16 protein-coding genes are annotated in these 14458 nt (G+C 65.9%); 11 read left to right on the forward strand and 5 right to left on the reverse strand.

Annotated features, from left to right (window positions below; translation table 11 throughout):
* Nucleotides 1–108: 108 nt before the first annotated feature.
* On the reverse strand, nt 109–1299 hold the full coding sequence (locus tag COW1_RS12345) for a murein hydrolase activator EnvC (protein ID WP_096364009.1): 1191 nt from the start codon (nt 1297–1299) through the stop codon (nt 109–111).
* Nucleotides 1289–2872: a 2,3-bisphosphoglycerate-independent phosphoglycerate mutase gene (gene gpmI / locus COW1_RS12350; protein WP_096364007.1), complete on the reverse strand. Its 1584-nt coding sequence runs from the start codon at nt 2870–2872 to the stop codon at nt 1289–1291. The genes COW1_RS12345 and gpmI overlap by 11 nt, the downstream gene beginning before the upstream one ends.
* A gap of 224 nt (nt 2873–3096) precedes the next feature.
* Between gpmI and COW1_RS12355 the strand changes: the two genes are divergently transcribed.
* The 5 genes from COW1_RS12355 to COW1_RS12375 all read left to right on the forward strand — a co-directional run bounded on the left by COW1_RS12355 (nt 3097) and on the right by COW1_RS12375 (nt 5785).
* On the forward strand, nt 3097–3417 hold the full coding sequence (locus tag COW1_RS12355; protein ID WP_201344370.1) for a helix-turn-helix transcriptional regulator: 321 nt from the start codon (nt 3097–3099) through the stop codon (nt 3415–3417).
* A gap of 77 nt (nt 3418–3494) precedes the next feature.
* Nucleotides 3495–3923 carry a rhodanese-like domain-containing protein gene (locus COW1_RS12360; RefSeq protein ID WP_096364005.1) on the forward strand — a complete coding sequence of 143 codons (429 nt, stop codon included), beginning with the start codon at nt 3495–3497 and terminating at the stop codon, nt 3921–3923.
* A 6-nt stretch (nt 3924–3929) separates the two neighbouring features.
* On the forward strand, nt 3930–4187 hold the full coding sequence (gene grxC, locus COW1_RS12365) for a glutaredoxin 3 (RefSeq protein WP_096364003.1): 258 nt from the start codon (nt 3930–3932) through the stop codon (nt 4185–4187).
* A 107-nt stretch (nt 4188–4294) separates the two neighbouring features.
* Nucleotides 4295–4765: a protein-export chaperone SecB gene (secB, locus tag COW1_RS12370; protein WP_096364001.1), complete on the forward strand. Its 471-nt coding sequence runs from the start codon at nt 4295–4297 to the stop codon at nt 4763–4765.
* An 18-nt stretch (nt 4766–4783) separates the two neighbouring features.
* On the forward strand, nt 4784–5785 hold the full coding sequence (locus COW1_RS12375; protein WP_096363999.1) for an NAD(P)H-dependent glycerol-3-phosphate dehydrogenase: 1002 nt from the start codon (nt 4784–4786) through the stop codon (nt 5783–5785).
* 41 nt (nt 5786–5826) lie between these two features.
* On the opposite strand, the gene COW1_RS12380 is transcribed toward COW1_RS12375, so the two are convergent.
* The 3 genes from COW1_RS12380 to COW1_RS12390 all read right to left on the reverse strand — a co-directional run bounded on the left by COW1_RS12380 (nt 5827) and on the right by COW1_RS12390 (nt 8427).
* Nucleotides 5827–6255, reverse strand: a complete 429-nt coding sequence (locus tag COW1_RS12380; RefSeq protein WP_096363997.1) for a tetratricopeptide repeat protein — start codon at nt 6253–6255, stop codon at nt 5827–5829.
* A gap of 159 nt (nt 6256–6414) precedes the next feature.
* Nucleotides 6415–7920, reverse strand: a complete 1506-nt coding sequence (locus COW1_RS12385) for a YifB family Mg chelatase-like AAA ATPase (protein WP_096363995.1) — start codon at nt 7918–7920, stop codon at nt 6415–6417.
* A 204-nt stretch (nt 7921–8124) separates the two neighbouring features.
* Nucleotides 8125–8427, reverse strand: coding sequence for an accessory factor UbiK family protein (locus COW1_RS12390; RefSeq protein WP_096363993.1), 303 nt, complete (start codon nt 8425–8427; stop codon nt 8125–8127).
* 339 nt (nt 8428–8766) lie between these two features.
* On the opposite strand from COW1_RS12390, the gene glnK reads away from it, so the two are divergent.
* From glnK to hemF, 6 genes are all read left to right on the forward strand, one after another.
* Nucleotides 8767–9105 carry a P-II family nitrogen regulator gene (gene glnK / locus COW1_RS12395; protein ID WP_096363991.1) on the forward strand — a complete coding sequence of 113 codons (339 nt, stop codon included), beginning with the start codon at nt 8767–8769 and terminating at the stop codon, nt 9103–9105.
* 41 nt (nt 9106–9146) lie between these two features.
* Nucleotides 9147–10406 (forward strand): ammonium transporter, encoded by a 1260-nt coding sequence (locus tag COW1_RS12400; RefSeq protein ID WP_096363989.1) that lies wholly within the window; start codon nt 9147–9149, stop codon nt 10404–10406.
* Nucleotides 10407–10527: 121 nt separating this feature from the next.
* A complete protein-coding gene (locus COW1_RS12405; RefSeq protein WP_096363987.1) occupies nt 10528–11247 on the forward strand; it encodes a TorF family putative porin in 720 nt (239 codons plus the stop codon).
* Nucleotides 11248–11523: 276 nt separating this feature from the next.
* Nucleotides 11524–12099, forward strand: coding sequence for an L-threonylcarbamoyladenylate synthase (locus tag COW1_RS12410; RefSeq protein ID WP_096363985.1), 576 nt, complete (start codon nt 11524–11526; stop codon nt 12097–12099).
* Nucleotides 12100–12222: 123 nt separating this feature from the next.
* Nucleotides 12223–13263, forward strand: a complete 1041-nt coding sequence (locus COW1_RS12415; protein WP_201344371.1) for a GGDEF domain-containing protein — start codon at nt 12223–12225, stop codon at nt 13261–13263.
* Between the two features lie 227 nt (nt 13264–13490).
* Nucleotides 13491–14405 carry an oxygen-dependent coproporphyrinogen oxidase gene (gene hemF, locus COW1_RS12420; RefSeq protein ID WP_201344372.1) on the forward strand — a complete coding sequence of 305 codons (915 nt, stop codon included), beginning with the start codon at nt 13491–13493 and terminating at the stop codon, nt 14403–14405.
* Nucleotides 14406–14458: the final 53 nt, after the last annotated feature.

Raw genomic sequence — 14458 nt, forward strand, 5'->3', positions numbered from 1 at the left:
TCTGTCAAAAAATTCCATTATAACAACAGGCTATATACACAGGTCCTGGGTGCGACCTTAGCACAGCGGCGGCGTGGCGCAAATCCTCTCGGGCATCAACGGCTTGCGCTAACGGGATGCCCTCTTGTCTGTCGGCTCACCGGCGCACCACTTGAGCGGATCGATCGGCTTCCCCTCGTGGCGCAGTTCGAAGTACAGCCCTGTCTCCAACGCTCCGCCGGTGTCGCCCACCCGGGCCAGCACCTCGCCGCCCTCGACCCAGTCACCCGGCTCGCGGAACAGGGCCTGGTTGTGGCCGTACAGGCTCATGTAACCGTCGCCGTGATCCACGATGATGAGCAGGCCGAAACCGCGCAGCCAATCGGCGAAGGCCACCCGGCCGCGGGAAACGGCCCGCACCGGATCGCCGTCCGCGGCGGCGATGTAGACGCCGCGCCAGCGCAGGCCACGGTGCTCACGGGCCTGGCCGAAGCGGTGGATCAACTTTCCCGCCACCGGCCAGGCCAGTTCACTGCGCAGGCTGGCGAAGGGGCGCTGGTGGCGGTCCAGTTCGCGCACATCGTCCAGGGCCCGGCGCAACTCCTCCAGCAACGCCTGCAGCCGCTGCTCGTCCTGCTCCATCCGGGCAAGCTGATCCTGGTCGGTCCGGATCTCCTTGCGCAGCCGAGCCAGCAGGGTACCGCGATCTGCCTGCTGGCGCTTCAGGTCCTGGTGCTGTTCGGCCCGCCGTGCCCGGGTGGCTTCCAGGGCGGCGAGCTGGGCATCGATGTCACGTTCAACGGCGGCCAGTTCCTGCAGGGCCTGACGGGCCCGGCTGACGGCCTCGGCCCGGTCCCGGGCCAGGTAGCGGTAATAGGTCAGGGTCCGGCCGAGGCGCTGGGGATCTTCCTGGTTCAGTACCAGTTTGATCGACTCCTGCCGGCCCAGCATGAAAGCGGTGCGCAGATACTGTTCCAGACCCTCGCGATGCTGCGCCAGTTCCCGGTCGAGCTGCGCCTGTTCCTGCTGCAGCGCCTGCAGCCGTGTCTGCTGGTGTTCGAGCCGCCGAGCGGTCTCGGCCAGTTCCCGCCGGGTCCGGGACAGCCGGGTCTCGACCTCGCGCAGCGACCGGTTGACCCGGGATTCCTCCGCCCGCGAGCGATCGAGCTTGTGTTCGATGGCCTGGATGCGGTCGCGCAGCGCCTCCAGCCGGGCCGATGCCTGTTCGGGATCGAGTTGCGCCTCGGCAGCAGCGGGGTGAGGCAGGCCGGCCAGCAACAGGGCCAGCAGGAGCGGGCGCAGGGCCGGGTCAGGCCTCACGGCGCTCCATTGCGGTGGGCGCCTGCTGGTCCTCGAGTTCGACCAGGCTGGTGCCGGTCATTTCCATGGGCTGCTCCAGCCCCATCAGATAAAGCATGGTGGGTGCGACATCGCACAGCGACCCGGTCGAGGCCAGGGTGGCGCTGCGGCCGATATAGACAAAAGGCACCAGGTTGGAGGTATGGGCCGTGTGGGCCTGGCCGGTGCCCTCGCCCTGCATCTGTTCGGCGTTGCCGTGATCGGCGGTGATGAGCATTTCGCCGCCGACCTCGCGCAGCGACTCGTAGACCCGGCCCAGGCACTTGTCCAGCGCCTCGATGGCCTTGACCGCGGCCTCGTAGTTGCCGGTATGACCGACCATGTCCGGATTGGCGTAGTTGCAGATGATGACATCGTACTTCTTGCCCTGGATGGCCTCGACCAGCCGGTCGGTCACCTCGTGGGCGCTCATCTCCGGCTGCAGGTCATAGGTGGCGACCATGGGGGAGGGGACCAGAATGCGATCCTCGCCCTCGTAGGGCTCCTCCACGCCGCCGTTGAAGAAGAAGGTGACGTGGGCATATTTCTCGGTCTCGGCCAGGCGCAGCTGGTGCATGCCCAGTCGGGACAGGTAGGCGCCGAAGACGTTCTCCAGCCGCTCCGGCGGGAAGGCCACCGGGATGTCGAATTCGGAGTTGTATTCGGTGAGGCTGACGAAGCGCCCCAGTTTCGGCACCACTTCGCGCTCGAAGCCGTCGAAGTCGGGCTCGATGAAGGGCCGGGTGATCTGGCGGGCGCGGTCGGAGCGGTAGTTCATGAACACCACCACATCGCCGTCCTCGATGTGCACCGGGGCCTCACCCTCGGGCACGATGGCCGTGGCCTGGACGAACTCGTCGCCCTCGTCGCGCGCATAGGCCATCTGCAGACCGGTGGCGGCATCCGGGGCCTGGAACTCCGCCTTGCCCTGGGTAATGACATCGTAGGCGGCCTGGATGCGCGGCCAGCGGTGATCGCGGTCCATGGCATAGTAGCGCCCGACAATGGAGGCGAAGCGGCCACCGCCGAACTCGCGGAACTTCTCTTCCATCTTCTCGATGGAATCGGCCGCGCTGCGCGGCGGGGTATCGCGCCCGTCCAGGAAGGCGTGCATGTAGACCTGCCTGGCCCCGCGCTGGACCGCCAGTTCGGCCATCGCATGGATGTGGCATTCGTGGCTGTGCACGCCGCCGGGTGAGAGCAGGCCGAGGATATGCACGGCCTTGTCGCTGTCGATCGCCAGGTCGACCGCGTCGGTCAGGGTCTGGTTGGTGTAGAAGGAGCCGGTCTTGATGGCGCGGCTGACGCGGGTGAACTCCTGATAGACCACGCGGCCGGCGCCCAGGTTGAGATGCCCGACTTCGGAGTTGCCCATCTGGTCGCCGGGCAGACCCACGGCCGCGCCCGAGGTGCGGATCAGGGTATGCGGATAGTCATTCCACAGGTGATTCCACACCGGCGTGCGAGCATTGGCGATGGCATTGGAGTCGGTTTCCTCGCGATAGCCCCAGCCATCCAGGATCAGCAAAACCAGCGGTTTTGGCGCAGCAGGCATCGTATTACTCAAGTCGGCTCCCAAGTTTAGATTAAGTCTAACCCGAATCCGGTTCGGCAACCAGTGCGCGCGCGTCCATTGCCCCGGCGCGGTTGCCCCACTTTTCAAATGGCTTATTATTGTATAATGTTTTGATGATAAAAGTCAGTGCAGGCACCCCCGACATGACCGATCCATTGCCCGCAGCCTTCCCCCTGTGCTGCGCATTCAGCGAGGCGAGTTCCATGACATTAGAAGCGACCAGCGACGAACTGATCACACGCGAAGAAGACATCGATCGTGCCTCACGTTCCCTCAAAGCCATGTCCCATCCCCTACGGCTGAAGATCCTCTGCACCCTGGGTGACCAGGAAGTGAGCGTGCAGGAGATCGTCGAGCGGGTCGGCACCTCCCAAAGCAACATCTCCCAGCACCTGGCCATCCTGCGCGACAAGGGCATCCTCACCTCGCGCAAGGACGCCAATCGCGTGTATTATCGCGTCGGCGATGCGCGCACCCTGGCCCTGATCGGGATGATGCGCGAGGTCTTCTGCTCGAGCAGCTGAAGCCCGAAACGCCGCCGAACACCGGTGCCGGCCGCATGGCCGTCACCCGCCACTTGCACTGAACCTCCGGCCTTCTCATGTCGCAGTTTGTTGAATTCGTTGTAAATCACTGGATCCTCTGGAGCGCCTTCTTCGTCCTGCTCGGCCTGCTGCTGGGCGGCGAGATCCAGCGCCGCCGCTATGGTATTCCCCAGGTCGGCCCCAACCAGGCCATCCAGATCCTCAATCGCGACGGCGCCCTGTTGCTGGACGTACGCGAGGACAAGGAACTCGCCGAGACCGGCCGCATCCCCAACGCCAGGCATATCCCGCTGGGTCAGCTCAGCCAGCGCCTGGCGGAACTCAAGACCGGGAAGGACAAACCCGTGGTGGCCTACTGCCGCAGCGGCAGCCGCTCCAACAAGGCGGCCACCCAGCTGCGCAAGGCCGGCTACACGCAGGTCTACAACCTGGCCGGCGGCATCCTGGCCTGGGAAAATGCCAACCTTCCCCTCAGCAGGAAGTAAAGCACCATGTCCAAGGTTGTCATGTACTGCACCCCCTACTGCCCCTACTGCGTGCGGGCGCGCATGCTGCTGACGTCCAAGGGGGCCGAGTTCGAGGAAATCCGCATCGACCTGGAGCCCAACCGGCGGGAGGAAATGGAAAGCCGCGCCGGGGGCCGCACCTCGGTGCCGCAGATCTTCATCGGCGAGCATCACATCGGCGGCTGCGACGAACTCTATGCACTGGAGTCGCAGGGCAGGCTGGATCCGCTGCTGGCGGAGTGAGCCGCGGGCTTGCCGGGGGTCGGACATCTGTCACAATTAGCCGCTAGAATAACGTGCCGTACAAGGCCGCCTCACCCCTACTACAAAACCAAGACGGAACCGTTCTCATGAGTGAAGCCAACGCCGACGACAAGCAATTCGCCATCCAGAAAATCTACGTCAAGGACCTCTCATTCGAGACGCCCAACAGCCCGGCCGTGTTTACCGAGCAATGGAAGCCCGAGGTCAATCTCAACCTCAACACCGAATCCCACGGCATTGCCGAGAATGTCTACGAGGTGGTACTGAAACTCACTGTCACCGCCACCCAGGGCGAGAAAACCACCTATCTGGCCGAGGTGCAGCAGGCCGGCATCTTCACCATGGCCGGTTTCAGCGAAGACGAGATCAAACCGATGCTGGGCGCCTTCTGCCCCAACACCCTCTATCCCTTCGCCCGGGAAACCGTGGCCGACCTGATCCAGCGCGGCGGCTTCCCGCCCCTGCTGCTGGCGCCGATCAACTTCGATGCCCTCTACGCCCAGCAGGTCAACGAGGTCCAGGCCCAGGTCACCGATCCCACCACCGCCGGACACTGATCCCGCCCGGCCACGACGATGAATCCGGATATCGCGGTCCTCGGCGCCGGCTCCTGGGGCACGGCGCTGGCCATCCTGCTGGCCCGCAACGGCCACCGGGTCCGGCTCTGGGGGCATGAACCGGCGGCCATGCAGGCCATGGCCAGCGCCGGCGAGAACCCTGACTACCTCCCCGGCATCGCCTTCCCGCCGGGGCTGGAAGCGGTCGCCGACCTGGAGGCCGCCCTGGCTGCGGAGGACCTGCTGATCGTCGTCCCCAGCCACGCCTTCCGTGAAGTCCTGCAGCAGATCCGTGACCGGGCCCGCACGCTCGGACGCATCCTCTGGGGCACCAAGGGCCTGGAGATGGCCAGCGGCAAGCTGCTGCACCAGGTCGCCGCCGAGGTCCTCGGCGAGCAGGTCGCCTGCGCCGTGGTCTCCGGCCCCACCTTCGCCCGCGAAGTCGCCCGGGGTCTGCCCACCGCCGCCACCGTGGCCGCGCCGGACCCGGCCGTTGCCGGTCACTTCGCCGCCCTGTTGCGGGGCGAGACCTTCCGTGCCTACACCAGTGATGACAGCATCGGGCTGGAACTCGGAGGGGCGATCAAGAACGTGCTGGCCATCGCCGCCGGCATCTCCGACGGCCTGGGTTTCGGCGCCAACAGCCGCGCGGCGCTGATCACCCGCGGCCTGGTGGAAATGATGCGTCTGGGCGAGGCCCTGGGCGGGCAGCGCGAGACCTTCATGGGTCTGAGCGGCATCGGCGACCTGGTGCTGACCTGCACCGACGACCAGTCGCGCAACCGCCGTCTGGGTCTGGCGCTGGGCGCCGGGCGCAGTCGCGCCGAGGCCGAGGCGGAGATCCGCCAGGTGGTGGAGGGGGCAGATACGGCGCGCGAGATCCACAACATCGGCCGCGCCCATGCGGTCGAGATGCCGATCTGCGAACAGGTCTACAAGGTCCTGTATGAAGGCCATTCGCCGCAGGCCGCGGTGCATGACCTGCTGGCGCGCGAACCCAAGCCCGAAACCCTGGGCTGAGATATCGGGATCAGCGGTTACAGTGCCCGCACCGGCAATCCCTACTCGTCGCGGGAAGTCTGCGCCTGGGCCTCGGCCCGCTTGATGTCCTCGGGCAGCATCTGCAGCGCCAGTTCGAACAGGGCCTCGCGGGCACTGTCGTCGCCGAGCATGATGGCGCGCAGGTAATGGTGATAGGCGGCCTGAGGATCGCGCGCCAGGCCGCGCCCGGTCTCGCAGGCCCAGCCCAGTCCCTTGACCGCGTTGGCGCAGCCCAGGTGCGCGGCCCGCTGCCACCAGGTTACGGCAACATCATCATTCTGTTCGATCCCGATGCCCTTGTGGTAGTGCCAGCCGAGGAAATGCATGCCCATGGCATCGCCTTCGCCGGCGAGTTGACGGGCGAGGGCGAAGGAGTCCTGGAACCGGCCCTGCTCCAGGGCCGATACCGCCCGCTTGAAGCGGGGATCGTCAGGGATTTCCATCGTCATGTCTATGGTCCCGATAGGTTTGGGCCTGTTCTGACTTTACGCCATAACGGGCCGGCATAACACCCGGACTGAGGCGGTTCCGGGCCTGTGCCTGATTTCGAATCGATTATACCGGGATCGACCGCCGAACACCTGAAACCCTGCCTTCTGCAGTCAATCTCAGGGCAGCGGCCGGTCGAGGACACGGTACTGCAGTGCTTCGCTCAGATGCGCCAGCGCCAGCGCCTCGGCGCCAGCCAGATCGGCGATGGTGCGCGCCACCCGCAGCACCCGGTGGGCGGCGCGGGCGGACAGATCCAGACGCTCGATCGCCTGCTGCAGGAAGCGCTGCAGCTCCGGCACGAGGTCGCAGTCCCGCGTCAGGGCGCGCACCTCCAGGCGGGCGTTGACCCGACCCGCGCGACGCTGCTGAGCTGCGCGCGCCGCCAGCACCCGCTCCCGCACCACCGCGCTGGGTTCGCCGCCGCCGGCGCTCTGCCAGTCCAGCGCCTGGCGCGGCACCTCGATCTGCAGATCGAAGCGGTCCAGCAGCGGCCCGGACAGGCGACCGCGGTAACGTCGGATCTGGTCCGGGCTGCAGCGGCAGGCCCGGGTGGGATCACCGTGGTAGCCGCAGGGGCAGGGGTTCATGGCGGCCACCAGCTGAAAGCGGGCCGGGAACTCGGCCTGACGGGCGGCGCGCGAGATGGTGATGCTGCCGGTCTCAAGCGGCTCGCGCAGCGCCTCCAGCACCCGGCGCTCGAACTCGGCCAGCTCGTCGAGGAACAACACCCCATTGTGCGCCAGCGAAATCTCGCCGGGGCGGGGATTGGATCCGCCGCCGACCAGGGCCACGGCCGAGGCAGTGTGGTGCGGGGCCCGGAAGGGACGGCGGCCCCAGGCGCCTGGGTCGATGCGGCAGCCGCAGATGGAGCGCAAGGCGGCCGTCTCCACCGCCTCGGCCGCATCCAGCGCCGGGAGGATGCCGGGCAGGCGCTGGGCCAGCAGGGTCTTGCCGGTCCCGGGCGGGCCGACCATCAGCAGACTGTGACCGCCGGCGGCAGCGATCTCCAGCACCCGGCGGGCCTGGGCCTGGCCCCGCACCTCGGCCAGATCGGGCAAGGGGGTGTCCGGGCCCGCAGCGCCGGCGCAAACGCGGGCCGGCTCTAATGACTGATCTTCACGCAGGTAAGCGGTCACCGCCAGCAGATGGCCCGCCTGCAGTGCACGCCCGTCGGCGACCAGCGCGGCCTCGGCGGCGTTGGCCTCGGGCACGACCAGGGTCCGCCCGGCCTGCCGGCACTGCAGGGCACAGGGCAGCACGCCGGTGACCGGGCGCAGTTCGCCGGACAGTGACAGTTCGCCGGTGAATTCGTGATCCTGCAGCGGCTCAGGGGGAAGTTGTCGGGAGGCGGCCAGAATGCCCAGCGCGATGGCCAGATCAAAACGCCCGCCTTCCTTGGGCAGGTCGGCCGGGGCCAGGTTGATGGTGATGCGGCGGGCCGGAAACTCGAAACCGCTGTTCATCAACGCGGCACGTACCCGGTCCTTGCTCTCGCGCACCGCCGTCTCCGGCAGACCCACGATGGACAGACCCGGCAGGCCGTTGCTCAGGTGGACCTCGACGCTGACCAGCGGCGCGGCGATCCCCAGCTGGGCGCGGCTGTAGACCACGGCCAGTGACATGGCTTCCCTTCCTCTGTCCATCCTGCGTCCGTGCAGGGTTTCATCTTCAAACCGCAAAGGCGAAGAAGGCGCGCGAAGGTTCAGAGAACCCGCAACGTCACAGGATCACGATTTCGATGGATCCTTCACGCGCCTTGGGCAACTTTGCGGTTCAGTGTTTTTCCGGTCCGACAAAACAGGCCTGGATAACGGACAGGAGGGGTCTCAACCGCCGTCCATATCCTCGCCGGAGCCGTCCGCGGCATTGTCCTGCGGCGACTGTCCCAACACCCGGCGCTCCAGTTCGGCCACACGCGCGTTCATGGCGTCCAGCTTCTCGCGGGTGCGGGCCAGTACGGCGGCCTGCACCTCGAACTCCTCGCGGGTGACCAGGTCGAGCCGCTCCAGGGCCGAAGCCAGTGCGCCGCGCAGGTTCTTGTCCAGGTCCGACTGCAGGGACTTCACCCCGGCAGGCATGGCCTGGCTGAGCCGCTGGGCAATCTCGTCAAGTATCTTGGGATCCGGCATGTTCGCCACTCTAGCGCATGCACACCCCGGGGGTCCAGCCGACCCATGCAGCCCGCACCATTGTGGTGCCAACTGCCGGTGCAGCCCGCAACCGGGCTCACCATCCTGGTGCACGCTCCCCTCCTCAGTTCCACACATCCTCTCCATCCCTATGTAATCAATAGCAATTTTTTAATGGCACGGCTTCTGCAATGACCCGGGTGTCGTGATTACCCGTGCAGGCACCGGTGTGGACACACCAGCGATCCCCACCGCAGCCAGATCGGAACCACCCGCACAACTCAGTGACCCGCTGCAGCCGACGACGGCCGGGGTCCCGGGCTCAAGGAGACGATTCAAATGAAGTTAGTAACGGCAATCATCAAGCCCTTCAAGCTGGACGATGTACGCGAGGCACTGTCCGAGATCGGGGTGCAGGGCGTCACCGTCACAGAGGTCAAGGGCTTCGGACGGCAGAAGGGCCACACCGAGCTGTACCGCGGCGCGGAATACGTCGTGGACTTCCTGCCGAAGGTCAAACTCGAAGTCGCAGTCAACGACGATCTGCTCGACCGCGTGCTGGAGGCCATCAGCAAGGCGGCCAATACCGGCAAGATCGGCGACGGCAAGATCTTCGTCTACGAGCTTGAGCAGGCCATTCGCATCCGTACCGGCGAAACCGGTCCGGACGCGCTCTGATCATCAACGATTTCCGACAACTCGTAGCGGAGGGATGAACCGTGGAAGATGTGATTCAACTCAGTTATGCGCTCGATACCTTCTACTTCCTGGTATCCGGCGCTTTGGTAATGTGGATGGCCGCCGGCTTTTCCATGCTGGAGGCCGGTATGGTACGGGCCAAGAATACGGCCGAGATTCTGACCAAGAATATCGCCCTGTTCGCGGTCGCCAGCATCATGTACATGCTGGTCGGCTACAACATCATGTACCCCGGCGAGGCGGTCAGTTCGGTATGGCCGGGCATCAGCTTTCTGCTGGGCGGCGACAATACCGTTGAAGAGGTACTGGCAAGCGGCGGAGAGACCTATTACTCCGGCATGTCGGACTTCTTCTTCCAGGTGGTGTTCGTAGCCACCGCCATGTCCATCGTCTCGGGCGCGGTCGCCGAGCGCATGAAGCTGTGGGCCTTCCTGATCTTCGCCGTGGTCATGACCGGCTTCATCTATCCGATGCAGGGCTACTGGAAGTGGGGCGGCGGTTTCCTCGATGCCGCGGGCTTCCAGGACTTCGCCGGTTCCGGTGTGGTGCACATGTGCGGCGCGGCCGCCGCCCTGGCCGGCGTCCTGCTGCTGGGCGCACGCAAGGGCAAGTACGGCCCGGACGGTCAGATCAACCCGATCCCGGGCGCGAACATGCCGCTGGCCACACTGGGCACCTTCATCCTGTGGCTGGGCTGGTTCGGCTTCAACGGCGGCTCGGAGCTGATGATCTCCAACGTGGACGAGGCCAACGCCGTCGCCCTGGTGTTCGTCAACACCAACATGGCCGCCGCCGGCGGCGTGGTCGCCGCCATGCTCACCGCCCGCCTGCTGTTCGGCAAGACCGATCTGACCATGGCGCTCAACGGCGCGTTAGCCGGTCTGGTCGCGATCACGGCTGAACCGCTGGCCCCGACCCCGCTGCTGGCCACCATCGTCGGCGTGATCGGCGGCATCCTGGTGGTGTTCTCCATCATCACCCTGGACAAGCTGAAGATCGACGATCCGGTCGGCGCCATCTCGGTCCACGGCGTGGTCGGCATGTGGGGCCTGCTCGCAGTGGTGCTGTCCAACTCGGACGCCACCCTCGGCGGTCAGCTGCTCGGACTGGTCACCATCCTGGCCTGGACCTTCATCGCCAGCCTCATCGTCTGGGGTGTGATCAAGGCCGTGATGGGCATCCGCGTCAGCGAGGAGGAAGAGTACGAGGGCGTGGATCTGGTCGAGTGCGGCCTGGAGGCCTATCCCGAGTTCACCGGCTCCAAGGGCTCAGGCATCTGAGGCCATGCAACGTGTTCCCCTTGTCCATGGATGGATACGGCGGACGCCGCCTGGCGTCCGCCACCCTGAATCCAGACTGAAACAGCAAGCAATATCGACTTCACAACAGGAGATGCAAACGATGAAATACCTCACTCACACCCTCGCAAGCGTTGTCATGCTGAGCGCCACCGGTGCGGCCTATGCCGAAGCCAGCGCGAACGTGGCCCTGTCCTCCAACTACATGTTCCGCGGCATCTCGCAGACCGGCGAGGACGCCATCGAGCCGGCCATCTCGGGCGGTTTCGACTTCGGTCATGAGAGCGGGCTGTATATCGGCACCTGGGCCTCCAATGTCGAACTGGCCGATGCCGACGGCGACGGCGAGATCGCCGATATGGAGATGGACATCTACGGTGGCTACTCCGGCGAGATGGGCGGCCTCAGCTACGATGTCGGCCTGCTGTACTTCTGGTACCCCGGCACCGACAAGCTGGACTTCTTCGAGTACTACGGCAGCCTGGGCACCAGCGTCGGTTCCGCCGACGTGGGCCTGTCCATCAACATCTCGCCCGACTACTACGCCGAGTCCGGTGACTCCTACTACCTCAATGCCTCCGTCTCCCTGCCGTTGTCCGACAGCTTCGGCTTCAACGCCAGCGTGGGCTACCAGTCCATCGATGAGGAGAACACCTTCGGCACGCCGGACTACTACGACTGGAAGCTCGGCCTAACCACCTCAGCCATGGGCCTGGATCTGGAGTTGGCTTACATCGACACCGACCTGAGCAACTCCGACTGCTTCGGCGGCACGGACTTCTGCGACGGCCGGGCCGTGTTCACCGCCTCCAAGAGCTTCTGAGACACCTCCTTCAACCCCGGACCGACGGGCGCCTCATGGCGCCCGTTTTTTTATGATCAGAATGGTATTTATCATAAGCCGCATTCCGCTTTTCCCGTCATCCCCGCGAAGGCGGGGATCCAGCGTTCAGTTGCCATGCCTCACCATGGATTACTCGCTGCGCTCGCCCTTCGGGCGTTCAACGCGCTCCGCGCTTTTGTCCCGCCGTCGCGGGAATGACGCGGCCAAGCTCGGGCCATTCATCCCTGGGCCTGCTTTTGTGATACAACACCCATCATGCCGAACTACCCCGTCATCCGTCCCTGGCAGCTGCGCCGCACCGTGCATGCGCTTGATAGCGGCGGCCTGGCCGCCTATCCCACCGAGGCCGTCTACGGGCTGGGCTGCGATCCGCTGAACCCCGAGGCGGTACAACGCCTGCTCACGCTCAAGCAGCGGCCCATGCACAAGGGCCTGATCCTGATCGCGGCGGAGTTCGCCCAGCTCGAACCCTGGCTGACGCCGCTGCCGGCGACGCGGCGGCGGACAGTGCTGGCGAGCTGGCCGGGGCCGCACACCTGGGTCTGGCCGGTATCCGAAGCGGTGCCGGTCTGGCTGCGCGGCGCCCATACCAGCCTGGCCGTCAGGGTCACCGCCCATCCGCTGGCCAGGGCCCTGTGCGCGGCCTTTGGCGGGCCGCTGGTCTCGACCAGCGCCAATCCGGCCGGCCGGCGGCCGGCCCGCTCGCCGTTGCGGGTGCACCAGTATTTCCCGACCGGGGTGGACGCCATCCTGTACGGCCCCTGCGTGGGCGCGACCGGCCCCACCCCCATCCGCGATGCCCTCACCGGCGAGGTCCTGCGGCCCGCCTGAAGGGGAGGGGCACGAGCCACATGGCATGAAATATGCTTTTGCCTGGCGATGCGACGAGTGACCGTCGCTCACAATACAGATAACAAAGGAAGTCCCTATCCACCGCAGGGAGACATCGCACCAATGCAATACAATGAAAGCTTCGATCAGGCCGCGGAGTATGTCCGCCTGGCCCTGCCGCTGATGGCCAAGCACGCCATCCCCGCCACGCCCCAGCACTACACGGTCTGGTATGAATACGTAGCCGGCCGCAACCCGGTGTTGCAGGAAAGCATTGAACAGGCCATCCATGATCCACGCCAGCCGGTGTCGGTGGACTTCAGCACCGCACTGTTCGAGGAGCATTTCCGCCAGGCCGAGATGCAGCTGGCCGAATCGCTGCGCAACGAGGTACGCGCGCGCCTGGCCCAGATCCTGGAGCAGGTCAGTCTGTCGGGCGACCAGACCCTGCACTACGGCGAGTTGCTGGGCCGTTACGAGAACAGCCTGGCACAGGACATGAGCACCGAGGAATTCCGCGGCCTGCTCAACGAATTCATCCGCGAGACCCAGACCATGCAGGAGACCAACCGGGCGCTGCAGGACCAGCTGGACCAGACCCGGGGCGAGCTTGACCGCATGCGTGAACAACTTGAGGAGGCGCGCATGGCCGCCTCCACCGATGCCCTGACCGGCCTGCACAACCGCATGACCCTGGATGAGAAGCTGCGCGACTATACCCGCCGGGCCCGGGAAGACGGCGAGAGCCTGTGCCTGATCATGGCCGACATCGATCACTTCAAGCGTTTCAATGATACCCACGGCCACATCGTGGGCGACCGGCTGCTGCAGCTGGTCGCGGGCATCCTCAGGGAAAACGTCAAGGGCCAGGATATCGTGGCCCGTTTCGGCGGCGAGGAATTCGCCATCCTGCTGCCCAATACGCCTCTGCACGGGGCACTGGCCGTGGCCGAGCACCTGCGCGCCACCGTCCAGCAGCAGCGGCTGCGGCGCAAGGATACCCAGGACCCGATCGGCAGCGTGACTATGTCACTGGGCCTGGCCCGCTACCAGTTCGGGGAGCCGGTGCACGCCTTCGTCGAGCGCGCCGACATGGCGCTCTACCAGGCCAAGCACTCCGGCCGCAACCGGGTCGCGGTGGAAAGCCAGGCCCCGGCGGCCTGAGGAATCCCCGACACCCCGCAGCACACGCGCAAACCGACCCGTTTGCACAACGGGTAGGATGGGTGGAGGCGCTTGCGCCGTAACCCATCTTACGACCCGCCGCGATGGGTTGCGCTTCGCTGCACCCATCCTACAAGGATCGCAGCCTGGCGGCGCCCGTCCCGTGGTGTGGATCGTCGCAACCGGCACTAGTATCATGCCGTCTCTGCCCGAGACCGGAATCACCCATGCAGCCCGACCTGAACGCCGTCCAGGCCTACCTGACCGACCTGCAGACCCGTATCTGCGACGCCCTCGGCGAACTCGACGGCCGGCCCTTCATCGAGGACAGCTGGACCCGCGAGGCCGGCGGCGGCGGCTGCAGCCGGGTGCTGGAGGACGGCGCGGTGTTCGAGAAGGCGGGGGTGAACTACTCCCATGTCCACGGCACCGAACTGCCGGGCTCGGCCACCGCCCACCGCCCGGAACTGGCCGGGCGCAGCTTCCACGCCACCGGGGTGTCGCTGGTCATCCATCCGCGCAATCCCTATGTACCGACCTCGCATGCCAATGTGCGCTTCTTCATTGCCGAGAAACCCGGCGAGGCCCCGGTGTGGTGGTTCGGCGGCGGCTTCGACCTCACCCCCTACTACGGCTTCGAGGCGGATGCGGCCCACTGGCATCGCACCGCAGCGGCGGCCTGTGCGCCCTTCGGCGAGGACGTCTATCCGCGCTACAAACAGTGGTGCGACGAATATTTCCATCTCAGGCACCGGGACGAACCGCGCGGCGTGGGCGGGCTGTTCTTCGATGACCTGAATACCGGCGGTTTCGACCACTGCTTCGGCTTCATGCGCTCGGTCGGAGACCACTTTCTGTCTGCCTACCGGCCGATCGTGGAACGGCGCATGGGAACCGAGTGGGGCGAGCGCGAGCGTGAGTTCCAACTCTACCGCCGCGGCCGCTACGTGGAGTTCAACTTGATCTATGACCGCGGCACCCTGTTCGGGCTGCAGTCGGGCGGGCGCACCGAGTCCATCCTGATGTCGCTGCCGCCGCGGGTCAGCTGGCGCTATGACTGGCACCCCGAACCCGGCAGCGAGGAAGCGCGGCTGTACCGGGATTTCCTGCGCCCGCGCGACTGGCTGGCCGAACAGGACTGAACCGCGCTGGCCGTAGGGTTGTATCCCGGCAGCGCACCCTCAAGAATACGTTT

The organism is Thiohalobacter sp. COW1 (assembly GCF_016629505.1).
GTDB lineage: Bacteria > Pseudomonadota > Gammaproteobacteria > Thiohalobacterales > Thiohalobacteraceae > Thiohalobacter > Thiohalobacter thiocyanaticus_A.

Bases quoted from the DNA above. Each gene is read 5' to 3' on its own strand.
- gpmI (WP_096364007.1), bottom strand. From the start codon at position 2,872: ATGCCTGCTGCGCCAAAACCGCTGGTTTTGCTGATCCTGGATGGCTGG.
- COW1_RS12355 (WP_201344370.1), top strand. From the start codon at position 3,097: ATGACATTAGAAGCGACCAGCGACGAACTGATCACACGCGAAGAAGAC.
- COW1_RS12360 (WP_096364005.1), top strand. From the start codon at position 3,495: ATGTCGCAGTTTGTTGAATTCGTTGTAAATCACTGGATCCTCTGGAGC.
- grxC (WP_096364003.1), top strand. From the start codon at position 3,930: ATGTCCAAGGTTGTCATGTACTGCACCCCCTACTGCCCCTACTGCGTG.
- secB (WP_096364001.1), top strand. From the start codon at position 4,295: ATGAGTGAAGCCAACGCCGACGACAAGCAATTCGCCATCCAGAAAATC.
- COW1_RS12375 (WP_096363999.1), top strand. From the start codon at position 4,784: ATGAATCCGGATATCGCGGTCCTCGGCGCCGGCTCCTGGGGCACGGCG.
- COW1_RS12380 (WP_096363997.1), bottom strand. From the start codon at position 6,255: ATGACGATGGAAATCCCTGACGATCCCCGCTTCAAGCGGGCGGTATCG.
- COW1_RS12385 (WP_096363995.1), bottom strand. From the start codon at position 7,920: ATGTCACTGGCCGTGGTCTACAGCCGCGCCCAGCTGGGGATCGCCGCG.
- COW1_RS12390 (WP_096363993.1), bottom strand. From the start codon at position 8,427: ATGCCGGATCCCAAGATACTTGACGAGATTGCCCAGCGGCTCAGCCAG.
- glnK (WP_096363991.1), top strand. From the start codon at position 8,767: ATGAAGTTAGTAACGGCAATCATCAAGCCCTTCAAGCTGGACGATGTA.
- COW1_RS12405 (WP_096363987.1), top strand. From the start codon at position 10,528: ATGAAATACCTCACTCACACCCTCGCAAGCGTTGTCATGCTGAGCGCC.
- COW1_RS12410 (WP_096363985.1), top strand. From the start codon at position 11,524: ATGCCGAACTACCCCGTCATCCGTCCCTGGCAGCTGCGCCGCACCGTG.
- COW1_RS12415 (WP_201344371.1), top strand. From the start codon at position 12,223: ATGCAATACAATGAAAGCTTCGATCAGGCCGCGGAGTATGTCCGCCTG.
- hemF (WP_201344372.1), top strand. From the start codon at position 13,491: ATGCAGCCCGACCTGAACGCCGTCCAGGCCTACCTGACCGACCTGCAG.